At 72.6% G+C, this 22,504-nt stretch carries 20 protein-coding genes and 2 pseudogenes; 14 read left to right on the top strand and 8 right to left on the bottom strand.

Going from position 1 to position 22,504, the window contains the following annotated elements:
* Window positions 1-225: 225 nt before the first annotated feature.
* Together AC069T_RS06200 and AC069T_RS06195 are read left to right on the top strand one after the other, a co-directional pair.
* Window positions 226-606: an STAS domain-containing protein gene (locus AC069T_RS06200; RefSeq protein ID WP_478781591.1), complete on the top strand. Its 381-nt coding sequence runs from the start codon at window positions 226-228 to the stop codon at window positions 604-606.
* Between the two features lie 175 nt (window positions 607-781).
* A complete protein-coding gene (locus tag AC069T_RS06195; RefSeq protein WP_478781590.1) occupies window positions 782-1,294 on the top strand; it encodes an EF-hand domain-containing protein in 513 nt (170 codons plus the stop codon).
* A gap of 21 nt (window positions 1,295-1,315) precedes the next feature.
* Here AC069T_RS06195 and AC069T_RS06190 read toward each other — a convergent pair whose 3' ends face one another.
* A complete protein-coding gene (locus AC069T_RS06190) occupies window positions 1,316-2,815 on the bottom strand; it encodes a class I adenylate-forming enzyme family protein (protein ID WP_478781589.1) in 1,500 nt (499 codons plus the stop codon).
* Between the two features lie 202 nt (window positions 2,816-3,017).
* Here AC069T_RS06190 and AC069T_RS06185 point away from each other — a divergent pair, with 202 nt between their 5' ends.
* The 4 genes from AC069T_RS06185 to AC069T_RS06170 all read left to right on the top strand — a co-directional run bounded on the left by AC069T_RS06185 (window position 3,018) and on the right by AC069T_RS06170 (window position 7,255).
* A complete protein-coding gene (locus tag AC069T_RS06185) occupies window positions 3,018-4,211 on the top strand; it encodes an amidohydrolase family protein (RefSeq protein ID WP_478781588.1) in 1,194 nt (397 codons plus the stop codon).
* The gene (locus tag AC069T_RS06180; RefSeq protein WP_478781587.1) at window positions 4,211-5,365 is read left to right on the top strand and encodes an acyl-CoA dehydrogenase; all 1,155 of its coding nucleotides are present in this window, start codon (window positions 4,211-4,213) and stop codon (window positions 5,363-5,365) included. Before AC069T_RS06185 ends, AC069T_RS06180 begins: the two co-directional genes overlap by 1 nt.
* Before the next feature lie 9 nt (window positions 5,366-5,374).
* Window positions 5,375-6,298 (top strand): acyl-CoA dehydrogenase family protein, encoded by a 924-nt coding sequence (locus AC069T_RS06175; RefSeq protein WP_478781586.1) that lies wholly within the window; start codon window positions 5,375-5,377, stop codon window positions 6,296-6,298.
* Window positions 6,299-6,778: 480 nt separating this feature from the next.
* Window positions 6,779-7,255: an ATP-binding protein gene (locus AC069T_RS06170; RefSeq protein ID WP_478781585.1), complete on the top strand. Its 477-nt coding sequence runs from the start codon at window positions 6,779-6,781 to the stop codon at window positions 7,253-7,255.
* A 431-nt stretch (window positions 7,256-7,686) separates the two neighbouring features.
* On the opposite strand, the gene AC069T_RS06165 is transcribed toward AC069T_RS06170, so the two are convergent.
* The gene (locus AC069T_RS06165) at window positions 7,687-8,622 is read right to left on the bottom strand and encodes a cyclase family protein (protein WP_478781584.1); all 936 of its coding nucleotides are present in this window, start codon (window positions 8,620-8,622) and stop codon (window positions 7,687-7,689) included.
* Between the two features lie 83 nt (window positions 8,623-8,705).
* On the opposite strand from AC069T_RS06165, the gene AC069T_RS06160 reads away from it, so the two are divergent.
* The 4 genes from AC069T_RS06160 to AC069T_RS06145 all read left to right on the top strand — a co-directional run bounded on the left by AC069T_RS06160 (window position 8,706) and on the right by AC069T_RS06145 (window position 13,341).
* Entirely contained in the window at window positions 8,706-9,650 is a 945-nt protein-coding gene (locus AC069T_RS06160; protein WP_478781583.1) for an SDR family NAD(P)-dependent oxidoreductase, read from the top strand.
* 2 nt (window positions 9,651-9,652) lie between these two features.
* Window positions 9,653-10,801 (top strand): acyl-CoA dehydrogenase family protein, encoded by a 1,149-nt coding sequence (locus AC069T_RS06155; RefSeq protein WP_478781582.1) that lies wholly within the window; start codon window positions 9,653-9,655, stop codon window positions 10,799-10,801.
* 25 nt (window positions 10,802-10,826) lie between these two features.
* Window positions 10,827-11,876, top strand: a complete 1,050-nt coding sequence (locus tag AC069T_RS06150; protein WP_478781581.1) for a Zn-dependent alcohol dehydrogenase — start codon at window positions 10,827-10,829, stop codon at window positions 11,874-11,876.
* Window positions 11,877-12,054: 178 nt separating this feature from the next.
* Window positions 12,055-13,341 (top strand): MFS transporter, encoded by a 1,287-nt coding sequence (locus AC069T_RS06145; RefSeq protein WP_478781580.1) that lies wholly within the window; start codon window positions 12,055-12,057, stop codon window positions 13,339-13,341.
* On the opposite strand, the gene AC069T_RS06140 is transcribed toward AC069T_RS06145, so the two are convergent.
* Window positions 13,228-14,208 carry a GlxA family transcriptional regulator gene (locus AC069T_RS06140; protein ID WP_478781654.1) on the bottom strand — a complete coding sequence of 327 codons (981 nt, stop codon included), beginning with the start codon at window positions 14,206-14,208 and terminating at the stop codon, window positions 13,228-13,230. The genes AC069T_RS06145 and AC069T_RS06140 overlap by 114 nt on opposite strands.
* A 530-nt stretch (window positions 14,209-14,738) precedes the next feature.
* Between AC069T_RS06140 and AC069T_RS06135 the strand changes: the two are divergent.
* A pseudogene (locus AC069T_RS06135) lies at window positions 14,739-14,918 on the top strand (MFS transporter); the annotation flags it as partial.
* A gap of 125 nt (window positions 14,919-15,043) precedes the next feature.
* On the opposite strand, the pseudogene AC069T_RS06130 reads toward AC069T_RS06135, so the two are convergent.
* A pseudogene (locus tag AC069T_RS06130) lies at window positions 15,044-15,819 on the bottom strand (helix-turn-helix domain-containing protein).
* Between the two features lie 260 nt (window positions 15,820-16,079).
* On the opposite strand from AC069T_RS06130, the gene AC069T_RS06125 reads away from it, so the two are divergent.
* The 3 genes from AC069T_RS06125 to AC069T_RS06115 all read left to right on the top strand — a co-directional run bounded on the left by AC069T_RS06125 (window position 16,080) and on the right by AC069T_RS06115 (window position 18,626).
* A complete protein-coding gene (locus tag AC069T_RS06125) occupies window positions 16,080-16,406 on the top strand; it encodes a glycine-rich domain-containing protein (RefSeq protein ID WP_478781579.1) in 327 nt (108 codons plus the stop codon).
* Window positions 16,407-16,482: 76 nt separating this feature from the next.
* Window positions 16,483-17,112: a class I SAM-dependent methyltransferase gene (locus AC069T_RS06120; RefSeq protein ID WP_478781578.1), complete on the top strand. Its 630-nt coding sequence runs from the start codon at window positions 16,483-16,485 to the stop codon at window positions 17,110-17,112.
* Window positions 17,113-17,294: 182 nt separating this feature from the next.
* A complete protein-coding gene (locus tag AC069T_RS06115) occupies window positions 17,295-18,626 on the top strand; it encodes an MFS transporter (protein ID WP_478781577.1) in 1,332 nt (443 codons plus the stop codon).
* A 112-nt stretch (window positions 18,627-18,738) separates the two neighbouring features.
* Here AC069T_RS06115 and AC069T_RS06110 read toward each other — a convergent pair whose 3' ends face one another.
* The 4 genes from AC069T_RS06110 to AC069T_RS06095 all read right to left on the bottom strand — a co-directional run bounded on the left by AC069T_RS06110 (window position 18,739) and on the right by AC069T_RS06095 (window position 22,498).
* Window positions 18,739-19,368 (bottom strand): flavin reductase family protein, encoded by a 630-nt coding sequence (locus tag AC069T_RS06110; RefSeq protein ID WP_478781576.1) that lies wholly within the window; start codon window positions 19,366-19,368, stop codon window positions 18,739-18,741.
* Between the two features lie 122 nt (window positions 19,369-19,490).
* On the bottom strand, window positions 19,491-20,489 hold the full coding sequence (gap, locus tag AC069T_RS06105; protein ID WP_478781575.1) for a type I glyceraldehyde-3-phosphate dehydrogenase: 999 nt from the start codon (window positions 20,487-20,489) through the stop codon (window positions 19,491-19,493).
* A 107-nt stretch (window positions 20,490-20,596) separates the two neighbouring features.
* Window positions 20,597-21,553, bottom strand: a complete 957-nt coding sequence (locus AC069T_RS06100; RefSeq protein ID WP_476753970.1) for a GlxA family transcriptional regulator — start codon at window positions 21,551-21,553, stop codon at window positions 20,597-20,599.
* A gap of 36 nt (window positions 21,554-21,589) precedes the next feature.
* Window positions 21,590-22,498, bottom strand: coding sequence for an enoyl-CoA hydratase/isomerase family protein (locus AC069T_RS06095; protein ID WP_478781574.1), 909 nt, complete (start codon window positions 22,496-22,498; stop codon window positions 21,590-21,592).
* Window positions 22,499-22,504: the final 6 nt, after the last annotated feature.

Genomic DNA, 22,504 nt, shown 5'->3' with positions numbered 1-22,504 from the left:
ATGTGCGCCCCTTGACGAGCGGCGTTTGGTAGTGGACTCCCGTCGGCGCGGCGCCTACCCGTCCCCGCCCCGATCAGGCCTGACCGGGGCAGATCGACCGGGAACGGATTGGCTCGACCGGGGCGGGCTTTCGATCACCGGCGGGTGTTTCATGGAAAAGGCTGCCGGGCAGCCGCGCAGGAGAAGCGAGGGAGCGCATTCCGCTTCCGGCGAGCGACGAGAGGCGTGGCGGTGACGCTCAAGGTGACCGACGGGGAGCAGGGCGACTGGGCCGTGCTCCAGGTGGCGGGCGAGATGGACCTGGTGACGTCACCGGTGGTCCGCCAGCGGGTGCACGACGTGGTGGCCGACGGCCGCCACAGTCTCGTCCTCGACCTGTCCGAGGTCTTCTTCTGCGACTCCAGCGGGGTGGGCGTGCTCATCGCGACCCGGCGGCTCATCCGTTCCTGCCAGGGGCGGCTGCGGCTGATCCTGCCCGCCCAGGGCGCGGAGGACGGTTCGCACGTCAACCGGGTGCTCGCCGCCCTCGGGGTGCGCCGCCTCTTCGACGTCTTCCCCGACCTCGTCACCGCCCTCGACGAGGAGTCGCAACCCCTGTCCGCGTGAGAACCGGGTCACCTCACCGTGGCGCGGTGCCACACAGTTGTCCCGGAATTCCCGCGGTCTTGGTACAAGCGCCGGTTTCCCGCTCCCGGGAGGGCGCCGGCGTCGTACGCTCCCTGCCAGATGAACGCGCAGTCCGGCTGAAAGTCCGGCTCTGATGTAAGGCGGTCCGAACACCATGGTCAGCACCGAGTACGAGCGCAGGATCGCCGCCCGGTTCGCCACCTTCGACCAGGACGGCAACGGCTACATCGACCGCGAGGATTTCAACGCGGCGGCCAAGTCCGTCCTCGCCCAGTTCGCCACGGCGGCCCGGTCGGACAAGGGCCAGGCCCTGTACAGCGGCGCCGAGGCGTTCTGGCAGGGCATGGCGGGCATCGCGGACCGGGACGGCGACCAGCGCATCACGCGCGCGGAGTTCGTGAACGGCGCGGCGAAGCGGCTGCGCGACAACCCTGACCGCTTCGCCGAGATCGCCCGCCCCTTCCTGCACGCGGCGCTCGCCGTGGCGGACACCGACGGGGACGGCGCCGCCACGGTCGAGGAGACGGCGCGCGTCCTCCAGGCCCTGGGTGCCCCGGAGGACGTCGCCGCCGCCGCGGCCGGCAGCCTCGACACGGACGCCGACGGCCGTATCGGCGAGACGGAGGTCGTCACCGCCTTCGCCCGTTACTTCACGGTGCCCGAGTGAGGGCCGCGGCGCGCTCGGCGGTCACGCGGAGAAGCGCTCCCTGAGCCGGTACTTGAGCACCTTGCGCAGGGTCTCGTTGCGCGGAAGGGCGTCCACCACCTCCAGTTGCTCCGGCAGCTTGTGCACGGACAGCCCTTCCCCGCGCAGATACGCCGTCACGGCCGGCAGGGTCAACGCGGGCGCCCCCGGCGGCTGTTCGACCACCGCGCAGACCCGCTCGCCGCGTTCGGCGTCGGGCAGGCCGATCACGGCGGCGTCGCCGACGGCCGGGTGCCGGTGCAGCAGGTCCTCGATCTCCCTGGCCGAGATGTTCTCGCCCTTGCGGATGATCACGTCCTTGAGGCGGCCGGTCAGCACCAGATGACCGCTGTCGGTCAGCCGGCCGAGGTCGCCGGTGCGCAGGAAACCCTCCTCGTCGAAGGCCTCCGCCGTCTGCGCCGGGTCCAGGTACCCCTGGCAGACGGCTTCGCCGCGCAGCCGCACCTCCCCGTCCACGATCCGGATCCGCATGCCCTCGGGGGGCCGTCCCTCCGTCGTCGCCAGGTTCTCGGCCGTGTCGTCCGGCGAGCCCATCGTGATCATCGGGACCTCGGTCATCCCGTATCCGTGGGTGAGCTGGACGCCCATCTCGCGCACCACGCGGTGGTAGAGCTCGGGCGGTTTCGGCGCCCCGCCGCCCGCCAGCAGCCGCAGCGTCGGGATCACCTTCGCGCCGGGCCGCCTGCGCTGCTCGGCGAGGAGCATCGAGTAGAACGCGGTGGAGCCGCCGGCCACCGTCACCCCGTGCCGGCGGTACTCGTCCAGGGCGGCGGGCAGCGCGAAGTGCTCGAACAGCACCGCGGGGAAGCCGTACAGCAGCAGCATCACCGTGTAGTCGGGCCCGGCGATGTGCGCGTACGGGAAGGCCATCGAGCCCACGTCGTCGGCCGACAGGCGCAGCGCGTGCGCCAGGCAGGAGCCGCCCGCGATCAGTGAACGGTCGGTGTGCAGCACGCCCTTGGGGTCGGAGGTGGTGCCCGAGGTCCAGTAGACCCAGCGGACGCCGGTGCCGTCGGCGGGCGGGGCGGGCAGCACGGACGGATCGCCGTCCGGCAGGTCGTCGTACGCCTCGAAGACGCCCCTCGCGCCGAGCGCGCGCGCCATCTCCGTGTGGTCGAAGCCGCGCCACACGCCCGGTACGGCGAAGAACTCGGCCCTGGACGCCCGCAGGGCGAAGCCGACCTCGCGGTCCCGGTAGAAGGGGATCACCGGTGACTGCACGGCGCCGAGCCGGGCCAGCGCGAAGGACAGCAGCACGGTCTCGATCCGGGTGGGCAGCTGCCAGGCGACCACCGTGCCGGGGCGTACGCCCATGCCGTACAGGCCCGCCGCCACCCGTTCGGCCCGCGCGTGCAGCTCGCCGAAGGTCAGCCGGCGGTCGCCCTGGAGCAGGACGGGCCGGTCGGGGGTCAGCTCGGCGCGACGGCCGGCCAGTTCCCAGAGCGTGTGCGAGGCGGCGAGTGCGTGTGCGGTGTCGGTCACGTCGATCCCCTCACTGCCGGTTCCCTGCGGCCCGTCACTCCGGTCTCCCGCGACCGCCCGGAAGCACGGAGCTGATGGACCGTCAGATAGGGCCAGAGCGTAGGGCGCACCGCCTTGTCGGTCCAGGGGTGCGGGGCTAGCCTAATTTCTGACGGGTCATCAGATACGTCACCGGACATGCAGCCCACGGTGGAGGGGACCCATGACGGAACTGCCGCGGATCGTCAGCGTCGACGACCATGTGATCGAGCCCGCGCACCTCTTCGAGACCTGGCTGCCGCAGAAGTACCGGGACCGCGGCCCCAAGCCCCTCACCGCGGGCATCGGCGAACTCGCCTACGTCGCCGGCAAGTACCGGATCACGATGGACCCCGACGGGCCGCCGACCGACTGGTGGATCTACGAGGACCTCAAGTTCCCGTACAAGCGCAACATCGCCGCCGTCGGCTTCGACCGCGACGAGATGACGCTGGAGGGCATCACCCGCGCGGAGATGCGGCGCGGCTGCTGGGATCCCGCCGAGCGCCTCAAGGACATGGACCTCAACCACGTGGAGGCCAGTCTCTGCTTCCCCACCTTCCCCCGCTTCTGCGGACAGACCTTCGCGGAGGCGCACGACAAGGAGGTCGCCCTGGCCTGCGTCCGCGCGTACAACGACTGGATGGTCGAGGAGTGGTGCGGCGACAGCGGCGGCCGGCTGATCCCGCTGTGCCTGATCCCGCTGTGGGACATCGGCCTGGCGGTCGCCGAGATCGAGCACAACGCCGCCCGCGGGGTGAAGGCCGTGACCTTCTCGGAGATCCCCACCCACCTCGGGCTGCCCTCGATCCACTCCGGCTACTGGGACCCCTTCTTCGCGGTCTGCCAGGAGACCGGCACCGTCGTGAACATGCACATCGGGTCCAGCTCGCAGATGCCCGCGGCGTCCCCGGACGCACCGCCCGCCGTGCAGGCCTCGCTGAGCTTCAACAACGCCATGGCCTCGATGATGGACTTCCTCTTCTCCGGCGTGCTCGTGAAATTTCCCCGCCTCAAACTCGCCTACTCCGAGGGGCAGATGGGATGGATCCCGTACGCCCTGGAGCGCGCCGACGACGTCTGGGAGGAGCACCGCGCCTGGGGCGGGGTCAAGGACCTGATCCCGGAGCCGCCGTCGACGTACTACTACCGGCAGATCTTCTGCTGCTTCTTCCGCGACAAGCACGGCATCGCGTCCCTGGACGCCGTCGGCCGCGACAACGCCACCTTCGAGACGGACTACCCGCACGTCGACTCGACCTTCCCGCACACCAGGGAGGTCGCCCTCGACCACGTGCGGGGCCTCGACGACGAGACCGTCCACAAGCTGATGCGCGGCAACGCGATCCGCATGCTGGACCTGGACCTCGACACGTAATGGACCTCGCGTACACGCAGGAGGAGCAGGACTTCCGCGCCCGGCTGCGCGCCTGGCTCCGCGAGGTGCTCCCCGGGCTGCCCCCCAGACCGTCCCCCGGCGACTGGCCCGGACGGCGCGCGTACGACCTCGGCTGGCAGCGGATGCTGTACGAAGCCGGGTACGCGGGGCTGCACTGGCCCGTCGACGCGGGAGGCCGGGGCGCCACCCCGACCCAGCACCTGATCTTCCTGGAGGAGACCGAGAAGGCGGGTGCGCCCTACGTGGGCGCCAACTTCGTCGGGCTGCTGCACGCCGGGCCCACGATCGCCGCCGAGGGAAGCGCCGCGCAGCGGGCGCGCTGGCTGCCGCCCGTGCTGCGCGGCGACGAGGTGTGGTGCCAGGGGTTCTCCGAGCCGGACGCCGGCTCGGACCTCGCGGCGCTGCGCACGCGCGCCCGGCGGGACGGCGACGACTACGTGGTGAGCGGAGCCAAGATCTGGACCTCGCACGCGGAGGTGGCCGACTGGTGCGAGCTGCTGGTGCGGACGGATCCCGCGGCCCCGAAGCACCGCGGGATCTCATGGCTCGCCCTGCCCATGGACGCGCCGGGCATAACGGTCCGCCCGCTGCGCACGCTCGCGGGCTCCACCGAGTTCGCCGAGGTGTTCCTCGACGAGGTGCGCGTCCCGGTGGCCAACCGGGTCGGCGCCGAGAACGACGGCTGGCGCGTGACCATGGTGACACTGTCCTTCGAGCGCGGCACGGCGTTCGTCGGTGAAGTCGTCGCCTGCCGACGGGTGTTGGGCCAGCTCGCCCGGGAGGCCCGCGGGAACGGCCGCTGGGACGACGCCGTGCTGCGCCGCCGCCTCGGCCGGCTGAACGCCGAGTTCCGCGCGCTGTGGCGGCTGACGCAGTGGAACGTGAGCGAGGCGCAGCGGACCGGCGGGGTGCCGGGCGTCGGCGGGTCCGTCTTCAAGCTGCGGTACTCGCACGCCCGGCAGGAGCTGTACGACGCGGCGGCCGAGGTGCTCGGCCCCGGCGCGCTGGACCTGCGGCACGCGTGGACCCTCGACCGGCTGTCGTCGCTCTCGTACACCATCGCGGCGGGCACCTCGCAGATCCAGCGGAACATCGTGGCCGAACGCATCCTGGGCCTGCCGAAGGGACGGTGACGGCTCCCCGTGGACTTCCAACTCACCGACGACCAGTTGGCGTTGCGGACAGGGGTGCGCGCGCTGTTCGAAGGCCGTTTCGGCGCCGGGGCGCTGCGGGCGGCGGTGGCCCGCGGCGGTCTCGACCGCGCGCTGTGGCGCGAGCTCGGCGCGGCGGGCTTCTTCGCGCTGCGCCTGCCGGAGGCGGACGGCGGCGTCGGCCTCGGCCTGCCGGAGGCCGTACTGGCCTTCGAGGAAGCCGGGCGCGTGCTGCTGCCCGGACCGCTGGTGGCCACGCATCTCGCCGCCGGGACCGTGCCCGGGGCCGCCACCGGGGAGACGGTGGTCACCGCCGCGTACGGCGGCCTCGTGGAGTGGCTGCGGGAGGCGGACGTCGTACGGGGGCAGGCGTCGGCGGGCTCCGCCGGTGCGGTCGCCGGGGGGACCGTGCTCCCGCCGGTGCGGGGAGCGGTACCGCTGACGTCCGTGGATCCGTTGACGCCCCTGCACCGGGTGCCCGTCCGCGTACCGCCCGATCCCGTCGTCGTCCTGCTCACCGCCGCCGAACAGCTGGGCGGTGCGGCCCGCACCTGCGAGCTGGCGGTGCAACACGCCCGGGCGCGCGAGCAGTTCGGGCAGCCGATCGGCGCCTTCCAGGCGGTCAAGCATCTGTGCGCCGAGCTGCTGGTCCGCGTGGAGACCGCACGCGCGGCGGTCTACGCGGCCGCCGTGACCGCCGACCCGCTGGACATCGCCGCCGCCCGGCTGCTCGCCGACGAGGCGGCGGTGCGCGGCGCCCGGGACTGCCTCCAGGTGCACGGCGGCATGGGCTTCACCTGGGAGTCCGACGTGCATCTCTACCTGAAGCGGGCCTGGGTCCGGACGCAGCGCGCGGGCTCCGTTACGGAGAGTGAGGAGATGTTGGCCGGAAATCTGCTGTCCGGATCCTCCTGATGAGGCTCTGTGCAGGGGAGTGCGCGCAGGCCGCCCGGCGGGATGTCGCGGATCGTGGCAGCCCGCAATCACGGAGCGTCGAGACCGGGTTGTGTCCTAGGCGTGACTCGTCACCGCCTGGAGTCGGCGCCGTGCTCCGGTACCTTGTGTGGGATGCGAGTGGTTGTGAGGCCGGACCGTACCGGTGCTGCCCCCGAGGCGGCCCCGGATCCGGCGATGTGCGCCGCTCGCAGGGCGGGACGGACCGTCGTCCCCGCCTGTTCGACTCCCCGTCACGAGCGTCGCACAGTATGCCGTACGCGTACTCCTTCGCGCTGGAATATGCCCGAAGCGCTTGTTGGGGTGACTGTACGTCAACCATGCTGTCTCTCAAGGGAATCACGTTCCGTGACCCTGGTTCTGGCCATGCAGGTGAAGGCCACGATCGTGGCCCTGGTGAGGCGCGAGGCGATGTGTCCGCCGGTTCGGATGGTGTGAACGGTGCAGGTGCTTCAAGTGCAGCTGGAGATCCGGCCCGACCCCGCAGAGGTGGGTCGCGCCCGTCGCTGGGCCCGTGCGCGGCTCGCGGTGTCCGGGATAGAGGACGACGAGCCGCTGGCCGAGACGCTGATCCTGCTCGTCTCGGAGCTGGTCACCAACGCGGTGGTGCACACCGGCTGCCCGGCCGTGCTGCGCCTCCAGCTGGGGGCGCGTGACGAGCCTCCCGGTGTGCCCGCGGGCACCGTCCGCCTGGAGGTGGCCGACGCCAGTGACTGCCCCCCGGCCCCGCGGCACGCGCACGGTGACGACACGAACGGCCGCGGCCTGGAGCTGGTCGACGGTCTCGCCGACCGCTGGGGCTGGAGCCGGGAGGGTGCCGGCAAGCGCATCTGGTGCGAGGTGGACCGCTGCGCCCCGGGCGTCGCGCGGGCGGTCGCGTACCCGTCGTACGAGGGGTACGCGTACGAGGCCGTGTAGCGCGCCGCCGTCCTGACGGTGCGGCCCGCCGCGCGCGGGGTGCATCCATGCATGGCGAGGTGCAGACATGCACGGCAACGGCTTCCGCGGCTGGGTCCACGGCTGAATGCGCCGGGCTGTGCTTCCGTGCGCGCCACCGCAGAACGGTGCGCAGGTGATGAATCCCCTTTCGGGTGTTGACGCACCGTGTCCGTTTGATCACTCTTGTGGTCAGCGATGCGCCGCGAGGGGACGCCGAGGGTTTCGGTGACGGAAACCCCCGGCGAGTGCGGATCGCGATCCGGCGTCGGTTCCCCGAGGGTCACGGGGAGCAGGGGGGCAGTACGCCGGAGCCGGATGGCGGCGCGCGGTGCCGTGCTCGGGGCGGGCAGCGACGCGCCGCCAGCCGCTGTCCGCCGCCCGGCGCCTGCCCCTCCCGCTGTCTCCCGTGTCTACAGCACGGCTACCGGTGCGACCGGAGAGCCCGTGGCGCCGACGAACGGTTCGGGGGTGGCCGACAGCAGGAAGCTGTAGCGGTTTTCTTGTCCACAGGCTGTGGACAACTCTTCGAGATTCCAGTTCTGGCCCTGCAGCATCCCCATCTCGACCAGGTCGAGCGCGTGTACGGGCAGCCACAGACCCTCTATTTCCGGAGGAAATATCTCAAAAGTAAGGGTGTCGTTCGCGACCGCGGCGACATCGCGGGCGTGGAACCACTCCGGGGTGCGGACCGACAGTCCCGGTGACGGATGGCCGTACGCCTGCTTGTCGCCCGCCAGGCAGACCTGGATCTGGCCGGTGCGTACCAGGACGATGTCCCCGGCGCGCACACGCGTGCCCGCCAGCTCCTCGGCGGCGTCGAGATCCTCGGGGGTCACGGCGTGCCCCCCGGCGAGCCGGTCCTCGCCGCGGGCGCGGGCGACATCGAGCAGCACGCCGCGCGAGACGATGTGCCGCGGCTTGTCGATCCCGCCGAACGCGGCGCCGCCGTGCGGGGTGATCGAGTCGGCGGGCCGGCCGTTGTAGAGCCTGCCCGAGTGCGACACGTGGGGAAGCGCGTCCCAGTGGGTGGCGGCCTGGAGCCCCAGGGTCACCACGTCGTCGCTGCACGCGACGGTGCCCGGGCCGAACAGCTCCTGGTTGATCTGCACCATCACATGCAGCGGGTTGACCCGCCCCGGGATCATGCCGGTCTGCACCCCGTCCTGCTGGAGCGGCAGCGCGAGCGGGATCCGGCGTCCGGTCCGCACGCACGCCGCGGCCTCCCGCACCACCGCGTCGGTGACGAGATTCAGCGTCCCGATCTCGTCGTCGGCGCCCCAGCGGCCCCAGTTGTTGACGCGCTCGGCGAGGTCGTGGAACGCCGGATGCGGCGTCGTCAGTGACATGGGTCCTCCGCGGGGCTTGTCTGCGGGTGTCCGACGGGCCATAGAATCTAACGGACCGTCAGAAACCGCGGGAAGGGGCCGGCGTGGGGAACTTCTTGGCAGGCAAGGTCATCGCCGTGACGGGGGCCGGCCGCGGGATAGGCCGGGCCGTCGCGCTCGCCGCGGCGGCCGAGGGAGCGCGCGTCGTCGTCAACGACTACGGGGTGTCGGTCGAGGGCGGTGAGCCGACGAGCGCGGTGGCCGACACCGTGGCCGGGGAGATCGAGGCGGCGGGCGGGGACGCGGTCGCGGTCGCCGACGACATCTCGACGATGGCGGGCGGACAGCGCGTCGTCGACACGGCCCTGACGTCGTACGGACGCATCGACGGCGTCGTGTGCACGGCGGGGATCCTGCGGGAGCGGATGCTCTTCAACATGACCGAGCAGGAGTGGGACCCCGTCGTCGCCACGCACCTGAAAGGCACGTTCACGGTCTTCCGCGCCGCCTCCGCGGTGATGCGCGGGCAGGGGTACGGCACGCTGATCGGCTTCACCAGCGGCAACCACCAGGGATCCGTCGCCCAGGCCAACTACAGCGCCGCGAAGGGCGGCGTCATCTCCCTCGTCCGCAGCGCGGCCCTCGGCCTGCACAAGTACGGGATCACGGCGAACGCGGTCGCCCCGGTCGCCCGCACCCGGATGTCGGCGAACGTCCCGATGGAACTGGCCGAGATCGGCGAGCCCGAGGACGTGGCCGCGCTGGTCGTCTACCTCCTCTCCGACCGCGCCCGCGAGGAGCGGATCACCGGCCAGGTCTACACGATCGCCGGCCCCAAGATCGCGGTCTGGGCCCAGCCGCGGGAGCTGCGCGCCGGTTACGCCGAGGGCTCCTGGACCCCCGAGCGGATCGCCGACTTCCTCCCCGGGACGGTGGGGACGGACCCGATGCCGCTGCTGGAGCGGGTCGAGGCGATGGCCCGGGCCGCCGCCGCGAAACAACGCCCGAACGCGCCGCGAACCGTGAGAGCGGCCGACGTGAGGCGGTGACCGTGGACTTCGGATTCGGACCGCGGGACGAGACCTTCCGGGGGGAGGCCCGCGCCTGGCTGGCGGAGCACCTCCCGGGCGAGTACACCCGCGGGGGCTGGGAGCGGGAACTCGGCGCGGCCGGCTGGATCGGGCTCGGCTGGAGCGAGGACGGCTACGGCAACCGGACCGCGTCACTGACCCAGCAGGTCGTCTGGGCCGAGGAGTACGCCCGCGCGAAGGCCCCCGTCCGCACGGGCCACATCGGCGAGAAGCTGCTCGCCCCCACCCTCATCGCCCACGGGACACCGGAGCAGAAGGCCCGCTTCCTGCCACCGGTGGCCCGCGGCGAGGAACTGTGGTGCCAGGGCTACAGCGAGCCGGGCGCGGGCTCCGACCTCGCGGGCGTGCGCACCGCCGCCGTACGGGAGGGGGACTCGTACCGCGTCACGGGCCAGAAGATCTGGACCTCCCTCGCCCACGAGGCCGGCTGGTGCTTCGTCCTCGCCCGTACGCGGCCGGAGTCGGCCCGCCACCACGGCCTGTCGTTCCTGCTCGTCCCCATGGACCAGCCCGGCCGCGTCGAGGTCCGGCCGATCCGCCAGCTCACCGGGACGAGCGAGTTCAACGAGGTCTTCTTCGACGGGGCGGTGGCGCGCGCCGAGCACGTCGTGGGAGGCGAGGGCAACGGCTGGCGCGTCGCGATGAGCCTGCTCGGCTTCGAGCGGGGGGTGTCGACCCTGGCCCAGCAGATCGGCTTCGCACGGGAGTTGGGGCAGGTGATCGAGACGGCCGTCGCCACCGGCGCGGCCGACGACCCCGTCGTCCGCGACCGGCTCGTCGAGGCGTGGGCGCGGCTGCGCACCATGCGCTGGAACGCCCTGCGCACACTGGGCGGTTCGCGGACGGCGGAGCCGGGTGCGCCGAGCGTGGCCAAGCTGCTGTGGGGCCGTTGGCACCAGGAGCTCGGCGAGCTGGCGATGCAGGTGCGCGGGGCCGGGGCGGCCGTCGGGCCCGCGGACTGGTCACCGCGGGAGCCGTACCAAATCGACGCGCTCCAGCACCTGTTCCTCTTCAGCCGGGCCGACACCGTCTACGGCGGCTCGGACGAGATCCAGCGCACGATCATCGCCGAGCGGGTGCTCGGCCTGCCGAAGGAGCCCAGGGGATGACCCCGGGCAGAGGGGAGCCGGTGCGATGCGAGGCGTGATCTTCGACGGCAGGCGGACCGAGGTCGTGGACGACCTGGAGGTACGCGACCCGGGACCGGGCGAGGTGCGGGTGGCGATCTCGGCGGCCGGCCTGTGCCACAGCGACCTGTCCGTGCTGGACGGCACCATCCCCTTCCCCGTCCCGGTGGTGCTGGGGCACGAGGGTGCGGGGACCGTCGAGACGGTGGGCGCGGGCGTCACCCATGTCCGGGCCGGCGACCACGTGTCGCTGTCCACGCTCGCCAACTGCGGAGCCTGCGCGGAGTGCGACCGGGGGCGGCCGACCATGTGCCGCAAGGCGATCGGGATGCCGCGGCAGCCGTTCACGCGGGGCGGCCGGCCGCTCTTCCAGTTCGCCTCCAACTCGGCCTTCGCGCAACGGACCCTCGTCAAGGCGGTGCAGGCGGTCCGGATCCCCGACGACATCCCGATGCCGTCCGCCGCGCTGATCGGGTGCGCGGTGCTGACCGGCGTCGGGGCCGTGCTGAACCGGGCGCGGGTGGAACACGGGGACACCGTGCTCGTCATCGGCACGGGCGGCGTCGGGCTCAACGTCATCCAGGGCGCACGGCTCGCGGGCGCCCGGCGGATCGTGGCGGTGGACGCCAGTGCGGCCAAGGAGGCGACGGCCCGCCGGTTCGGCGCCACCGACTTCCTCACCTCGACGCACGGCGTGCGGGACCTCCTGCCCACCGGCGCCGACCACGCCTTCGAGTGCGTCGGCCGGACCGAACTCGTCCGCGAGGCCGTCGACCTGCTCGACCGGCACGGCCAGGCCGTCCTCCTCGGAGTACCGCCGGCGACCGCCGAGGCGTCCTTCCTCGTCTCCTCGATGTACCTGGACAAGTCGATCCTCGGCTGCCGCTACGGCTCCTCGCGCCCGCAGCGCGACATCGCCCGGTACGCCGGGCTCTACCAACGGGGACAACTGCTGCTGGACGAGCTGGTGACGAGGACGTACCCCGTCGAGGACTTCGAGAAGGCGGCGGACGACACCCGGCGGGGGAGGGTGGCGCGGGCGGTCCTGACGTTCTAGCGGGCGGTCGCGCGCGTTCTGGCGGCGGGTCACGCGGGTTCCGGCGGCCGGTCGCTCGCGTTCCGGCGGAGCGCCGTCACGCTCCCGCTCTTCCCGGCTCCGGCGGCCCCGGCCGGAGTTGTCCACAGGGCGGGGAAAATCCGAGGCCGGTGTCGGCCCGGTCCCCTAACGTCGTCGCATGAGCTATCGCGACGTCGCCTCCAAGCGGGTCCTGGCCTGGGCGTTCGTGGCCGTCGGGGCCCGGCTGCCGGTGGCCATGGCCCCGCTCGCCCTGGTCTTCCTGGTCCGCGAGCGCCCCGGCGGCTACGCGCTGGGCGCGGTCCTGGCGGCGGCCTACGTGGCCGGCGAGATCGTCGGCGCGCCCCTCCTGGGCATGCGGCTGCGCCCGGAGAGAGCCCGCTCCCAACTGGCCGCGGGTCTCGCGGCCGGCACGGCCGGTTTCGCGGGTCTCGGCACGTTCCCGCAGGCGCCCGCGGCGGTCCTCGCGGCGTGCGCGTTCCTCGCCGGCGCGGCGCCCGGCGCGGTCCCGGGCGGTTTGCGCACCCTGCTCACCGGCATCGTCCCGAAGCGGGCCGCCGCCCAGGCCCTGTCGGCCGAGTCGATGCTGATGTCCGGCATCTGGGCGCTGTCCCCGGCCCTGGTCACCGTCCTCGCGCTGGGCGTCGACCCCACCGTGCCGCTGCTGCTGGCCGCCGCCCTGATGGGGACCTCCGTCGCGGGCCTGTGGCTGCTGCCCGCCGGCTGGGAGGCCGACCCCGAGGACCGCGCCGGCGTCTCCCTGCCCCGCCTGCTGGCCCGTGCCTGGCCGGTGTACGTCACGGGCGCGGCGAGTCTGTCCCTGCTCGCCCTCGCCGAACTCGTCCTGCCCGCCCTCCTGGAGCAGCGCGGTATCGGCGTCGGCTGGTCGGGCCCGCTGCTGACCGGGCTGGCGCTCGGTTCCGGCGTGGGCGCGTTCGTGTACGGGCTGCGGTCCTGGCGCGGGGACCTGCGGACCCGGAGCGTCGTGCTGATGGCCGGTGTCTCCGCGTGCGTGGCGCTGGTCGCGCTGATACCGGACACCGGCTGGATGGCCGTCGCCCTCGTCGTCGCGGGCGTCCTCCAGGCCGGTGCGATCCTCACCCGCAACCTGTCGCTGCGCGAGGCGCTCCCGCCGAGCGCGCTGGCCGCCGGCTACTCGGTGATGTACGCGGCGGTCGGCGCGGGGTACGCGGCCACCGGCTCCCTCGCGGGCGCCCTGCTGCACTTCGTCACACCGTCGAGCGCGATCCTGGCCGGCGTCGCGCTGACGGCGGTGCTCACGGCGGTGGGGGCGGTGGGGGAGGGACGCCGGTCGCCGGTCGGTGCGGACCGGTCAGCCGGCGTTGCCCGCGGGGCCGGTGCCGGCCCCGCCGCCGTCCCGGCCGCCCGCCCCGGCACGGAAGGTGCGGCGGTACGTGGTGGGGGTGACGCCGAGAGCGGCCTGTAGGTGCTGGCGCATCGACTGGGCCGTGCCGAAGCCGGCGTCCCGGGCGACCTGGTCGACCGACAGGTCGCTGGACTCCAGCAGATGGCGGGCCCGCTCCACGCGCTGCCGGGTGAGCCACTGCCCGGGACTGATACCGGCCTCCTCGCGGAAGCGGCGGGTGAAGGTGCGTACGGACATGGACTCCTGCTCCGCCATGTCGCGCAGCTGGATCGGCTCGTGGAGGCGGCCGAGGGCCCAGGCGCGGGCGGCCGTCGTGGTCGCCACCTGCGGCTCGGGGACCGGCCGGTGGACGTACTGCGCCTGACCGCCGTCGCGGTGCGGCGGTACGACGGTGCGGCGGGCCACGTCGTTGGCGACGGCGGTGCCGTGGTCGCGGCGTACGAGATGGAGGCACAGGTCGATCCCGGCGGCGACACCGGCCGAGGTCAGGACGTCGCCGTCGTCGATGAAGAGGACGTCCGCGTCCACCTTGATCTGCGGGAAGAGGCGCTGGAAGTGCTCGGCGGAGGCCCAGTGCGTGGTGGCGGGGCGGCCGTCGAGGTAGCCGGCGGCGGCCAGCACGTACACGCCGGTGCAGATCGAGACGAGCCGGGTGCCGGGCCGGACGTGGGTGAGGGCGGCGGCCAGTTCGGGTGTCAGGACGCCCTCGTCGTAGACCGGGCCCAGCTCGTACGACGTCGGGACGACCAGGGTGTCGGCGGTGGCCAGCGTTTCCGGCCCGTTCTCGACGAGTACGGCGAAGTCGGCGTCCGTGTCGACAGGGCCCGGCGGGCGGACCGAGCAGGTGACGACGTCGTACAGCGGGCGCCCCTCGGCGTCCCTGGCCCTCCCGAAGATCCGCTGCGGAATGCCCAGTTCGAAGGGCATCACCCCGTCCAGGGCGAGGACGGCGACGCGGTGCCGGTGGCCGGGTCCGGGCCGGGCCCCGGGGTCGGCGGCTTCCGCGGCTGCTCCGGGTCCGGGGGCTTCCGCGGCCGTCCTCGGATCCGCGGCCCTCCGCGGCTCGACGGGGGGCTTCCGGCGCGGGGCGGGCTCGGGGATCGGGACGGTCGCGGGGGCGTCCGGGGTCGTCGCGGCGGTGGTGGCCTCGGGTGCCGCCGTCGTCGGGGCCGTGGTGTTCCCGGGCGGGCGAGGGAGAAGGGCGGCCATGGCCCGATCCTAGCGAATGCTGTCCTTCGGGCCACTCGATCAGGCGGAGCGCGCCCCGGAAGCTCTAGGTCGTGTCCGCACAGTCTCGTCGTCCGCCCGGAGGGCGGGTTCCGCGGCGTCTGGTGCGTGCTCTCGGCGTGCCGGGCGGAGACCCTCGTACTGGACGTACTTGGGGCTTCGCCCGGTGCGGCGAGAGTGCGTGCCAGGCGTCGCGGAACAGGCGGGACTTTGCGGACACGGCCTAGGACGTGACCCAGACATCCGAAGCCACCGCAGCCGGAACGGAATCCGGACCCGCCCTGCCGTCCCGTCCCGGACGCAGCCACCGCGCGTGGTTCGTCGCGGCCGTGACCTTCGTGACGATCATCGGCGCGGCGGCCTTCCGCTCGCTGCCGGGCCTGCTCATCGACCCGTTGAACGAGGAGTTCGCGTAGTGATGCTTCGGGGAACTTGAAAGTGGTCTTGCGCACCTGCCGGTTTCGAACCGGTCGGGGCGGATTGGGTGGTCAGGCGCCCGCACGGGGCGGCTCCCGCAGGGGAGCGCCCCGATCCCTCACTGCGGTGTGGTCGAGTACCGCTCGATGCTCGCGCGGCCTGTCGATCGGTCGAGTAGGCGCAGTTCCCACGGACCCGTGTTCACATCGAAGTCCTTGCCGAACCCGACCCACTTGCCCGCCATACGTCGGCCCGTCGGCTCGATGAGCAGCTGAATCGCACCGTGGTACCGGGCGCCCTGGTAGTACCCGTCAGCTGCCGTCTGCTCGGTCCACGTACCGGTGACGACGTTCCGATCAACGGTGAGATCCAAAGACAATGGGCTGTCCGGGTTGGTCGATGCTCCGGGCAGACTCTGGGCTGTCAGCCGGTTGCCGTGCTGGACGATCACGACGTGATGCTTGCAGTCGAACGTCTCGTCACGGCTGGACGAGTAGAACTCGTACCGGGACAGCCAGATGCCCGCGTACTCGCTCCGCAGCCCTGGCTCCCGGCTCGTGGCAGCGTCAGCCGTGCCGACTTCCCCAGCTTCCATGTCGTGGCCTCCTGCCCCGTCCGAGTGGACGCGTGCCATCGGGATCGCGAACCCCAGCGACTCAGGGGTACGGCCGGTCGACCGCTTCAGTGCCCGCGCATACAGCGGGCGGCATGTCCTGGTCTCCCCGGACTCCCAGCGTTGCACGAGTCGCTTGGAGGCGTCGTTCGGCTCCCCCCCAACTCCTCGCCTGCGCCGCGTAAGCCCCGGGCGAACTCGTCTTGGCTGAGATTCATCGACTTGCGCACGGACGTCAGCACGTCGTTGGGGATTCGCTCCCGCTCGGCCGGAGTCGTCATGATCCGAGGGTAGCCACGTCACGCCTCCAATGACACCGGTTTGACGCCCTTGGGGTGGCACCGGCATGACGCCCGAGAGACGCCTTGAACGTCGCCGCAAGGGTCGTGATCGATCCGGAACATGGTCGTCATGTCCATCCGCATCAGCGCTTACACGGTGAGAGCCGACGGCACTCGGACCAAGCCGCGAACCCGCGGAGGCCAAGTTCGGACAGGCCATCGCCTACCTGGTCACGTGCGGCGAGAACCCGGACCTTCTCATGGGCCCGTCTGAGCAGGTGGACGAAGCATGGCACTCGTTCATGCTCGACTCGATCCCGTACCACCTCTTCACCAGCCGGCACTTCGGCCGGTACATCCACCACGTTCCGGAGCTTCCGGGGACGACGGCCGGGGTCCAGTGCGTCAGCGACGACAAGGCGAAGCAGGACGGGCGCGACCGCAGGAGCGGCGGCCCGCTCGTTCTGGAGCGGACGATCAAGGCCATCAAGGCGGCCGGGTTCGAGATCGACCCCGACCTGTGGGGCATGGACGACGCGGCCGACTGCAACCAGTGCCACGCCGGGTGCCACGACTCGCCCAAGTAGCGGTTGACGACCATGTGAGTTGGGGCCTGTCTCCGTAGGTTGGGGGTGGGCCCCTCTTGTCGGAAAGGATCAACGCATGTCATTGGCTGAGTCCTGGGACCGGTACGCGGTCGGGAGCAAGCCGCGCAGGACCGTGAACGCCAAGGGTGATACGAGCTGGCTGAACTGGACCCAGTACGCCGATCACGGCCCGAACGAGAGCGTTCTGGGCCCCGTGGCCGGACGCCGGGTGCTGGAACTCGGCTCAGGGAGCGGTAGTAACCTCGCGCACCTCGTGGCGCTTGGCGCGACCGGTCAAGGGGTGGACATCGCCCCTGCGCGCGAGACGGTCGCGCGGGAGCGCTGGGGCGATCTGCCGGGCCTTGAATTCCGTACGGCGGAGGCGACGGCGTTCCTGAACGAGACGGACGAGAGATTCGATGTCGTGCTCTCGATCTTTGGTGCCGTGTGGTTCGTCGATCCGGCCACCTTGCTCCCGCTGATCCGCTCGCGTATGGCCCCGGGCGGCATCCTGGCCTTCTCTCATTTGCCTCCAGCGAGCCAGGGGCCCAAGCCTGCCAAAGCCGGACTGCGGCACGACCGCACTCCGGATGAGTGGAGTCACATCCTGACGGGGCACGGCTTCTCTGACGTGCGTGTGTCTCTGATCGACCCACCAGAGGGCAGGGCCGTGGGCACGATGCTTGTCCGCGCCCTGGCGGCCTGACCGCATGGCCCGTGCGCCTGCCTCAGGCGCTCTCTCCGAGGTGGCGGTACAAGGGCCCGTGATACCCCGAGAGCCTTGGCGATGGCGCTCACGCTCTTGGAGAAGGGCCATGGCCCGATCCTAGCGAATGCTGTCCTTCGGGCCACTCGATCAGGCGGAGCGCGCCCCGGAAGCTCTAGGACGTGACCCAGACATCCGAAGCCACCGCCGCCGGAACGGAATCCGGACCCGCCCTGCCGTCCCGTCCCGGACGCATCCACCGCGCGTGGTTCGTCGCGGCCGTGACCTTCGTGACGATCATCGGCGCGGCGGCCTTCCGCTCGCTGCCGGGCCTGCTCATCGACCCGTTGAACGAGGAGTTCGGCTGGTCGCGCGGCACGATCGGCGCGGCGGTGTCGGTCAACCTCGCCCTGTACGGGCTGACAGCACCCTTCGCCGCCGCGCTGATGGACCGCTTCGGCATCCGCCGGGTGGTCGCGGTCGCGCTGCTGGTGATCGCCCTCGGCTCCGGGGCGACCGTGTGGATGACGGCACCCTGGCAGCTCCTGCTCTGCTGGGGCCTCCTGGTCGGCCTCGGATCGGGCTCGATGGCACTCGCCTTCGCCGCGACGGTCACCAACCGCTGGTTCACGCAGCGCCGGGGCCTGGTGACCGGCATCCTCACCGCGGCCTCGGCGTCGGGCCAGCTGATCTTCCTTCCGCTCCTGTCCTGGATGATCACCTCGCAACGCGACTGGCGTCCCGCGGCCGTGACGGTGTCCCTGGCCGCCCTCGCCGTGGTCCCCTTCGTCTGGCTGCTGCTGCGCGACCACCCGGCCGACGTGGGCCTGAAGCCGTACGGCGCGACGGAGTTCGTGGAGAAGCCCCCGCCGGTGCCGGGGGCGGCGCGGCGGGCGGTGACGGTGCTGTTCTCCGCCGTCCGCACCGGCCCCTTCTGGCTGCTGGCGGGCACCTTCGCGATCTGCGGCGCCTCCACCAACGGCCTGATCCAGACCCACTTCGTGCCGGCGGCCCACGACCACGGCATGCCGATCACGGCGGCCGCCTCGCTCCTCGCGGTCATCGGCGTCTTCGACGTGATCGGCACGGTGGCCTCCGGCTGGTTCACCGACCGCTTCGAGCCGCGCCGGCTGCTCGCGGTGTACTACGCGCTGCGGGGCGTCTCGCTCCTGTTCCTGCCGATGCTGCTGGCGCCCGGCGTGCATCCGCCGATGATCTTCTTCATCGTGTTCTACGGCCTCGACTGGGTCGCCACCGTGCCGCCCACCCTCGCCCTGTGCCGTGAGCAGTACGGCGAGGACAGCGCGATCGTCTTCGGCTGGGTCCTCGCCTCGCACCAGGTGGGCGCCGCGCTGGTCGCCTTCCTCGGCGGGGTCGCGCGGGACGCCTTCGGCTCGTACGACGTCGTCTGGTACGCCTCCGGGGCGCTGTGCGCGGCGGCGGCGCTCATGGCGCTGGTGATCCGGCGGCGGCCGGTCCGGCCGGCTCCGGCGGTGGCCGGGGCACCGGCCTGAGCATGGGGTGAGCCGCGGGCGGGGGTGCGGCGGGTGCGGTGAGCGGGCGGCGGGCCCGGCGGAGGGGCGGCGGTCGAGCGGCGGGCGGGCTCGGGCCGGCCGGCGGGGCGGCTCAGGCCGGGGGATGGAGGAAGCGTCCCCGGTGGAAGAGGAGCGGCGGCCGGTCCTCGTCGGACGTGCCGAGCGCGGCCACCCGTCCCACCACGACGAGGTGGTCGCCGCCCGTGTGGACGGCGTGGACGGTGCAGTCGATCCACGCGAGGGTGCCCGCGAGGCGCGGGGAGCCGGAGGCGGGCGCCGCGTCGTACGCGACGCCGGCGAACTTGTCCGCGCCGCTCACCGCGAAGCCGCGGCACAGCTCGCCCTGGTGCGCGCCCAGCACGTTCACGCAGAAGACGCCCGCGCGGGCGATGCGGGGCCAGGTCGCCGACGTACGCCCCACCATGAAGGCGATCAGCGGCGGGTCGAGCGAGAGGGCGGAGAAGGACTGGCAGGCGAAACCGGCGGGGCCGCCCTCGCCCTCGGCGGCCGGGGCGGTCACCACGGTCACGCCGGTCGCGAAGCTCCCGAGCACCCGGCGGAACTCCGCCTGGTCGACCGGGGCCCGCTCGTCGTCGCCGACCGCGCGCAGCCCGGGGCGCGGCAGCGTCCCGACCGGCGCCCCGGCGGGCTCCGCGACGGTGGGAGCCCCGGCCGACCTGAGGTAACGGACGGCGGCGGCCGCCATCCCTGCGTGTCCCATCACTCCTCCATTGAAACTGACGGAGCGTCAGATGGGAAGGGGTGGACGGCGACCGACCCGTGCCCCCAACGCCCTCATGAAGCAGGGCAGTTCGGGAGGCCGGGTGCCGCCGCGGCGTCCGGTCAGCGGGTGGCGAGGAACTCGAGCGTGTCGATCACGCGGTTCGAGAAACCCCACTCGTTGTCGTACCACGCGACCACCTTGACGTGGCGGCCGTCGACACGGGTGAGAGCCGAGTCGAAGATCGACGAGGCGGGATTGCCCGTGATGTCGGACGACACGAGCGGGTCGTCCGAGTACTCGAGGATGCCGGCGAGCGGCCCGTCCGCCGCGGTGCGGTATGCCGCCAGCACGTCGTCGCGCGTCACGTCGCGGGCGACGGTCGTGTTGAGTTCGACGATCGAGCCCACCGGCACCGGTACGCGGATCGAGTCGCCCGACAGCTTGCCCGCGAGGTTCGGCAGCACCAGGCCGATCGCCTTGGCGGCGCCGGTCGTGGTCGGCACGATGTTGACGCCGGCGGCCCGGGCGCGACGGGCGTCGCGGTGCGGACCGTCCTGCAGGTTCTGCTCCTGCGTGTAGGCGTGCACCGTCGTCATGAACCCGTGCTCGATACCGGCGAGTTCGTCGAGGACCGCGGCCAGCGGCGCGAGCGCGTTGGTCGTGCAGGAGGCGTTCGAGACGATCGTGTGCAGGGCCGGGTCGTAGGCGTCGTTGTTGACCCCGAACGCGAGCGTGACGTCGGCGCCGTCCGACGGCGCGCTGACGAGTACCTTCTTCGCGCCCGCGTCGAGGTGGGCGCGCGCGGCCTTGGCCGAGGTGAAGCGGCCGGTGGCTTCCAGGACGATGTCGACGCCGAGTTCCGCCCACGGCAGCTGCGCCGGTTCGCGCTCGGCCAGCACCGTGATCCGGTGTCCGTCGACGACGAGGGCGTCCCCGTCGACGGTCACCGGGCGCCCGAGCCGGCCGGCGGTGCTGTCGTAGGCGAGCAGCCGGGCGAGCGTGGCGGGCTCCGTCAGGTCGTTGACGGCGACGATCTCCAGGGCGGTGTCGCGCTCCAGCAGTGCGCGCAGCACATTGCGTCCGATGCGGCCGAATCCGTTGATGGCGATGCGAGTCATGAGTGGGGTCCCTTCCCTTTCACCCCAGGCTCGCCCGCGGCCGCCGCCGCTGACAGTGGCGGGATCGCCATGGTTCAAAAGGATCCCGCCACGCGGTGTCGACGGGGCTACTCACCCCGGGTGAAGGTGCGCCGGTACTCGCTCGGTGTGGTGCCGAGGATGCGCTGGAAGTGCAGACGCAGGTTCGCGCCGGTGCCGAGCCCGATGTCGGCGGCGATCTGTTCGACGCCGCGCTGCGAGCGCTCGAGCAGCTCGCGGGCCAGGTCGATACGGGCACGCATCACCCACTGCATCGGCGTGTAGCCGGTCTCCTCGACGAAGCGCCGGGAGAACGTGCGCGGCGAGACCCCCGCCTGCCGCGCCAGTACATCGAGGGTGAGGGGCTCACCGAGCCGGTGCAGCGCCCACTCGCGGGTGGCCGCGAACCGCTCGCCGAGCGGCTCGGGGACGCTGCGCGGCACGTACTGGGCCTGGCCGCCGCTGCGGTAGGGGGCGGCGACCAGACGCCGGGCCGCGTGGTTGGACGCGGCCACTCCGAGGTCGCCGCGCAGGATGTGCAGGCACAGGTCGATGCCGGAGGCGGCGCCGGCCGAGGTGAGCACGCTGCCCTCGTCGACGAACAGCACGTTCTCGTCGACCTGGACGAGCGGATGCCTGGCCATGAGTGCCCGCGTGTAGTGCCAGTGGGTCGTGGCACGTCTGCCGTCGAGCAGGCCCGTGGCGGCGAGCGCGAAGGCACCCGTCGAGATGGCGGCGAGCCGCGCGCCCCGCTCGTGGGCGGCGACCAGCGCGCCGACGACGGCCCGCGGCGGGTCGTCGCGGTCCGGGAACCGGTAGCCGGGGACGAAGACGATGTCGGCCCACGCCAGCGCGTCGAGGCCGTGGGCGACGTAGTACGCGAGGCCGTCGCCGCCGGTCACGAGACCGGGTGCCGCCCCGCACACCCGCACCTCGTACGGCATGCTCGCGCGGGTCGTGAAGACCTGGGCGGGGATTCCGACGTCGAGCGGCTTCGCCCCCTCGAGCACGAGGACGGCGACGCGATGCGGGCGGGGTGCGGGCACGGGTAGAGGTTACGGCGGGCCGTCGCCGCCGTGGGTTCAGCGGCCCCGGTACCGCGGGCTTCGGCGTTCCACGAAGCTCGCGACGCCCTCCCGGGCGTCCGAAGTCGTCATGTTGATCTCCTGCGCCGCCGCCTCCAGCGCGAACGCCGCGGCCCGGTCGCCGTCCAGGGAGGCGTTGACGAGCTGCTTGGTGAGGGCGAGGGCGCGGGTCGGGCCCGCGGCGAGCCGCTCCGCCCAGGCGCGCGCGGTCTGTTCCAGGTCCCCGGCGGGGACGACACGGTTGACGAGGCCGAGCCTTTCCGCGTCCGCGGCGGTGAGCGCGTCGCCGAAGAACATCAGCTCCTTGGCGCGCTGCGGTCCGGTCAGGCGCGCGAGGAGATAGGCGCCGCCGCCGTCCGGGACCAGTCCCCGGCGCGCGAACACCTCGATGAACGTGGCCGGTTCGGCCGCGAGGACCAGGTCGCAGGCGAACGCCAGATGGGCGCCGATACCGGCGGCGGTGCCGTTCACGGCCGCGATCACCGGCTTCTCGCAGTCGAGGACGGCGGAGACGAGCCGCTGCGCGCCGAGCCGGATGGTGCGGGCCACGTCGCCGGGCACGCGGTCACCGCCGGTCGGCGTGCCCCGCAGGTCGGCGCCCGCGCAGAAGCCGCGCCCTGTCGCGGTGACGACGACGGCCCGGACGCCGGGGTCGGCGGACGCCTCCGCGAGCAGCGCGATCACGCGTTCGCGCTGGTCCGGGGTGACGGCGTTCATGGCCTCGGGCCGGTTCAGGGTGATCCACGAGACGGCGTTGTCAGTGGCGTGCAGTACCAATGAGCCGAGGGATCTCTCCGGGTCACGGGGGCCTGGGTCGCCGGTGCGCCCGTGGCCCGGGGAGCCGTCGGGGGAGGACGCGTCGGCAGGGGACGCGTCGGAGAGGGACGCGTCGGGGGAGGACGTCATGGGGGA

Source organism: Streptomyces sp. NPDC043867 (genome assembly GCF_056435845.1).
The sequence above is the reverse complement of the archived record's forward strand: the minus strand, read 5'-3'. Positions and strand labels throughout refer to the sequence as shown.

What these genes read in the sequence shown, in the direction of transcription:
- AC069T_RS06150 (WP_478781581.1), top strand. Translation starts at nt 10,827, where the DNA reads ATGCGAGGCGTGATCTTCGACGGCAGGCGGACCGAGGTCGTGGACGAC.
- AC069T_RS06145 (WP_478781580.1), top strand. Translation starts at nt 12,055, where the DNA reads ATGAGCTATCGCGACGTCGCCTCCAAGCGGGTCCTGGCCTGGGCGTTC.
- AC069T_RS06125 (WP_478781579.1), top strand. Translation starts at nt 16,080, where the DNA reads ATGGGCCCGTCTGAGCAGGTGGACGAAGCATGGCACTCGTTCATGCTC.
- AC069T_RS06180 (WP_478781587.1), top strand. Translation starts at nt 4,211, where the DNA reads ATGGACCTCGCGTACACGCAGGAGGAGCAGGACTTCCGCGCCCGGCTG.
- AC069T_RS06110 (WP_478781576.1), bottom strand. Translation starts at nt 19,368, where the DNA reads ATGGGACACGCAGGGATGGCGGCCGCCGCCGTCCGTTACCTCAGGTCG.
- AC069T_RS06140 (WP_478781654.1), bottom strand. Translation starts at nt 14,208, where the DNA reads ATGCCCTTCGAACTGGGCATTCCGCAGCGGATCTTCGGGAGGGCCAGG.
- AC069T_RS06185 (WP_478781588.1), top strand. Translation starts at nt 3,018, where the DNA reads ATGACGGAACTGCCGCGGATCGTCAGCGTCGACGACCATGTGATCGAG.
- AC069T_RS06120 (WP_478781578.1), top strand. Translation starts at nt 16,483, where the DNA reads ATGTCATTGGCTGAGTCCTGGGACCGGTACGCGGTCGGGAGCAAGCCG.
- AC069T_RS06095 (WP_478781574.1), bottom strand. Translation starts at nt 22,498, where the DNA reads ATGACGTCCTCCCCCGACGCGTCCCTCTCCGACGCGTCCCCTGCCGAC.
- AC069T_RS06165 (WP_478781584.1), bottom strand. Translation starts at nt 8,622, where the DNA reads ATGTCACTGACGACGCCGCATCCGGCGTTCCACGACCTCGCCGAGCGC.
- AC069T_RS06195 (WP_478781590.1), top strand. Translation starts at nt 782, where the DNA reads ATGGTCAGCACCGAGTACGAGCGCAGGATCGCCGCCCGGTTCGCCACC.
- gap (WP_478781575.1), bottom strand. Translation starts at nt 20,489, where the DNA reads ATGACTCGCATCGCCATCAACGGATTCGGCCGCATCGGACGCAATGTG.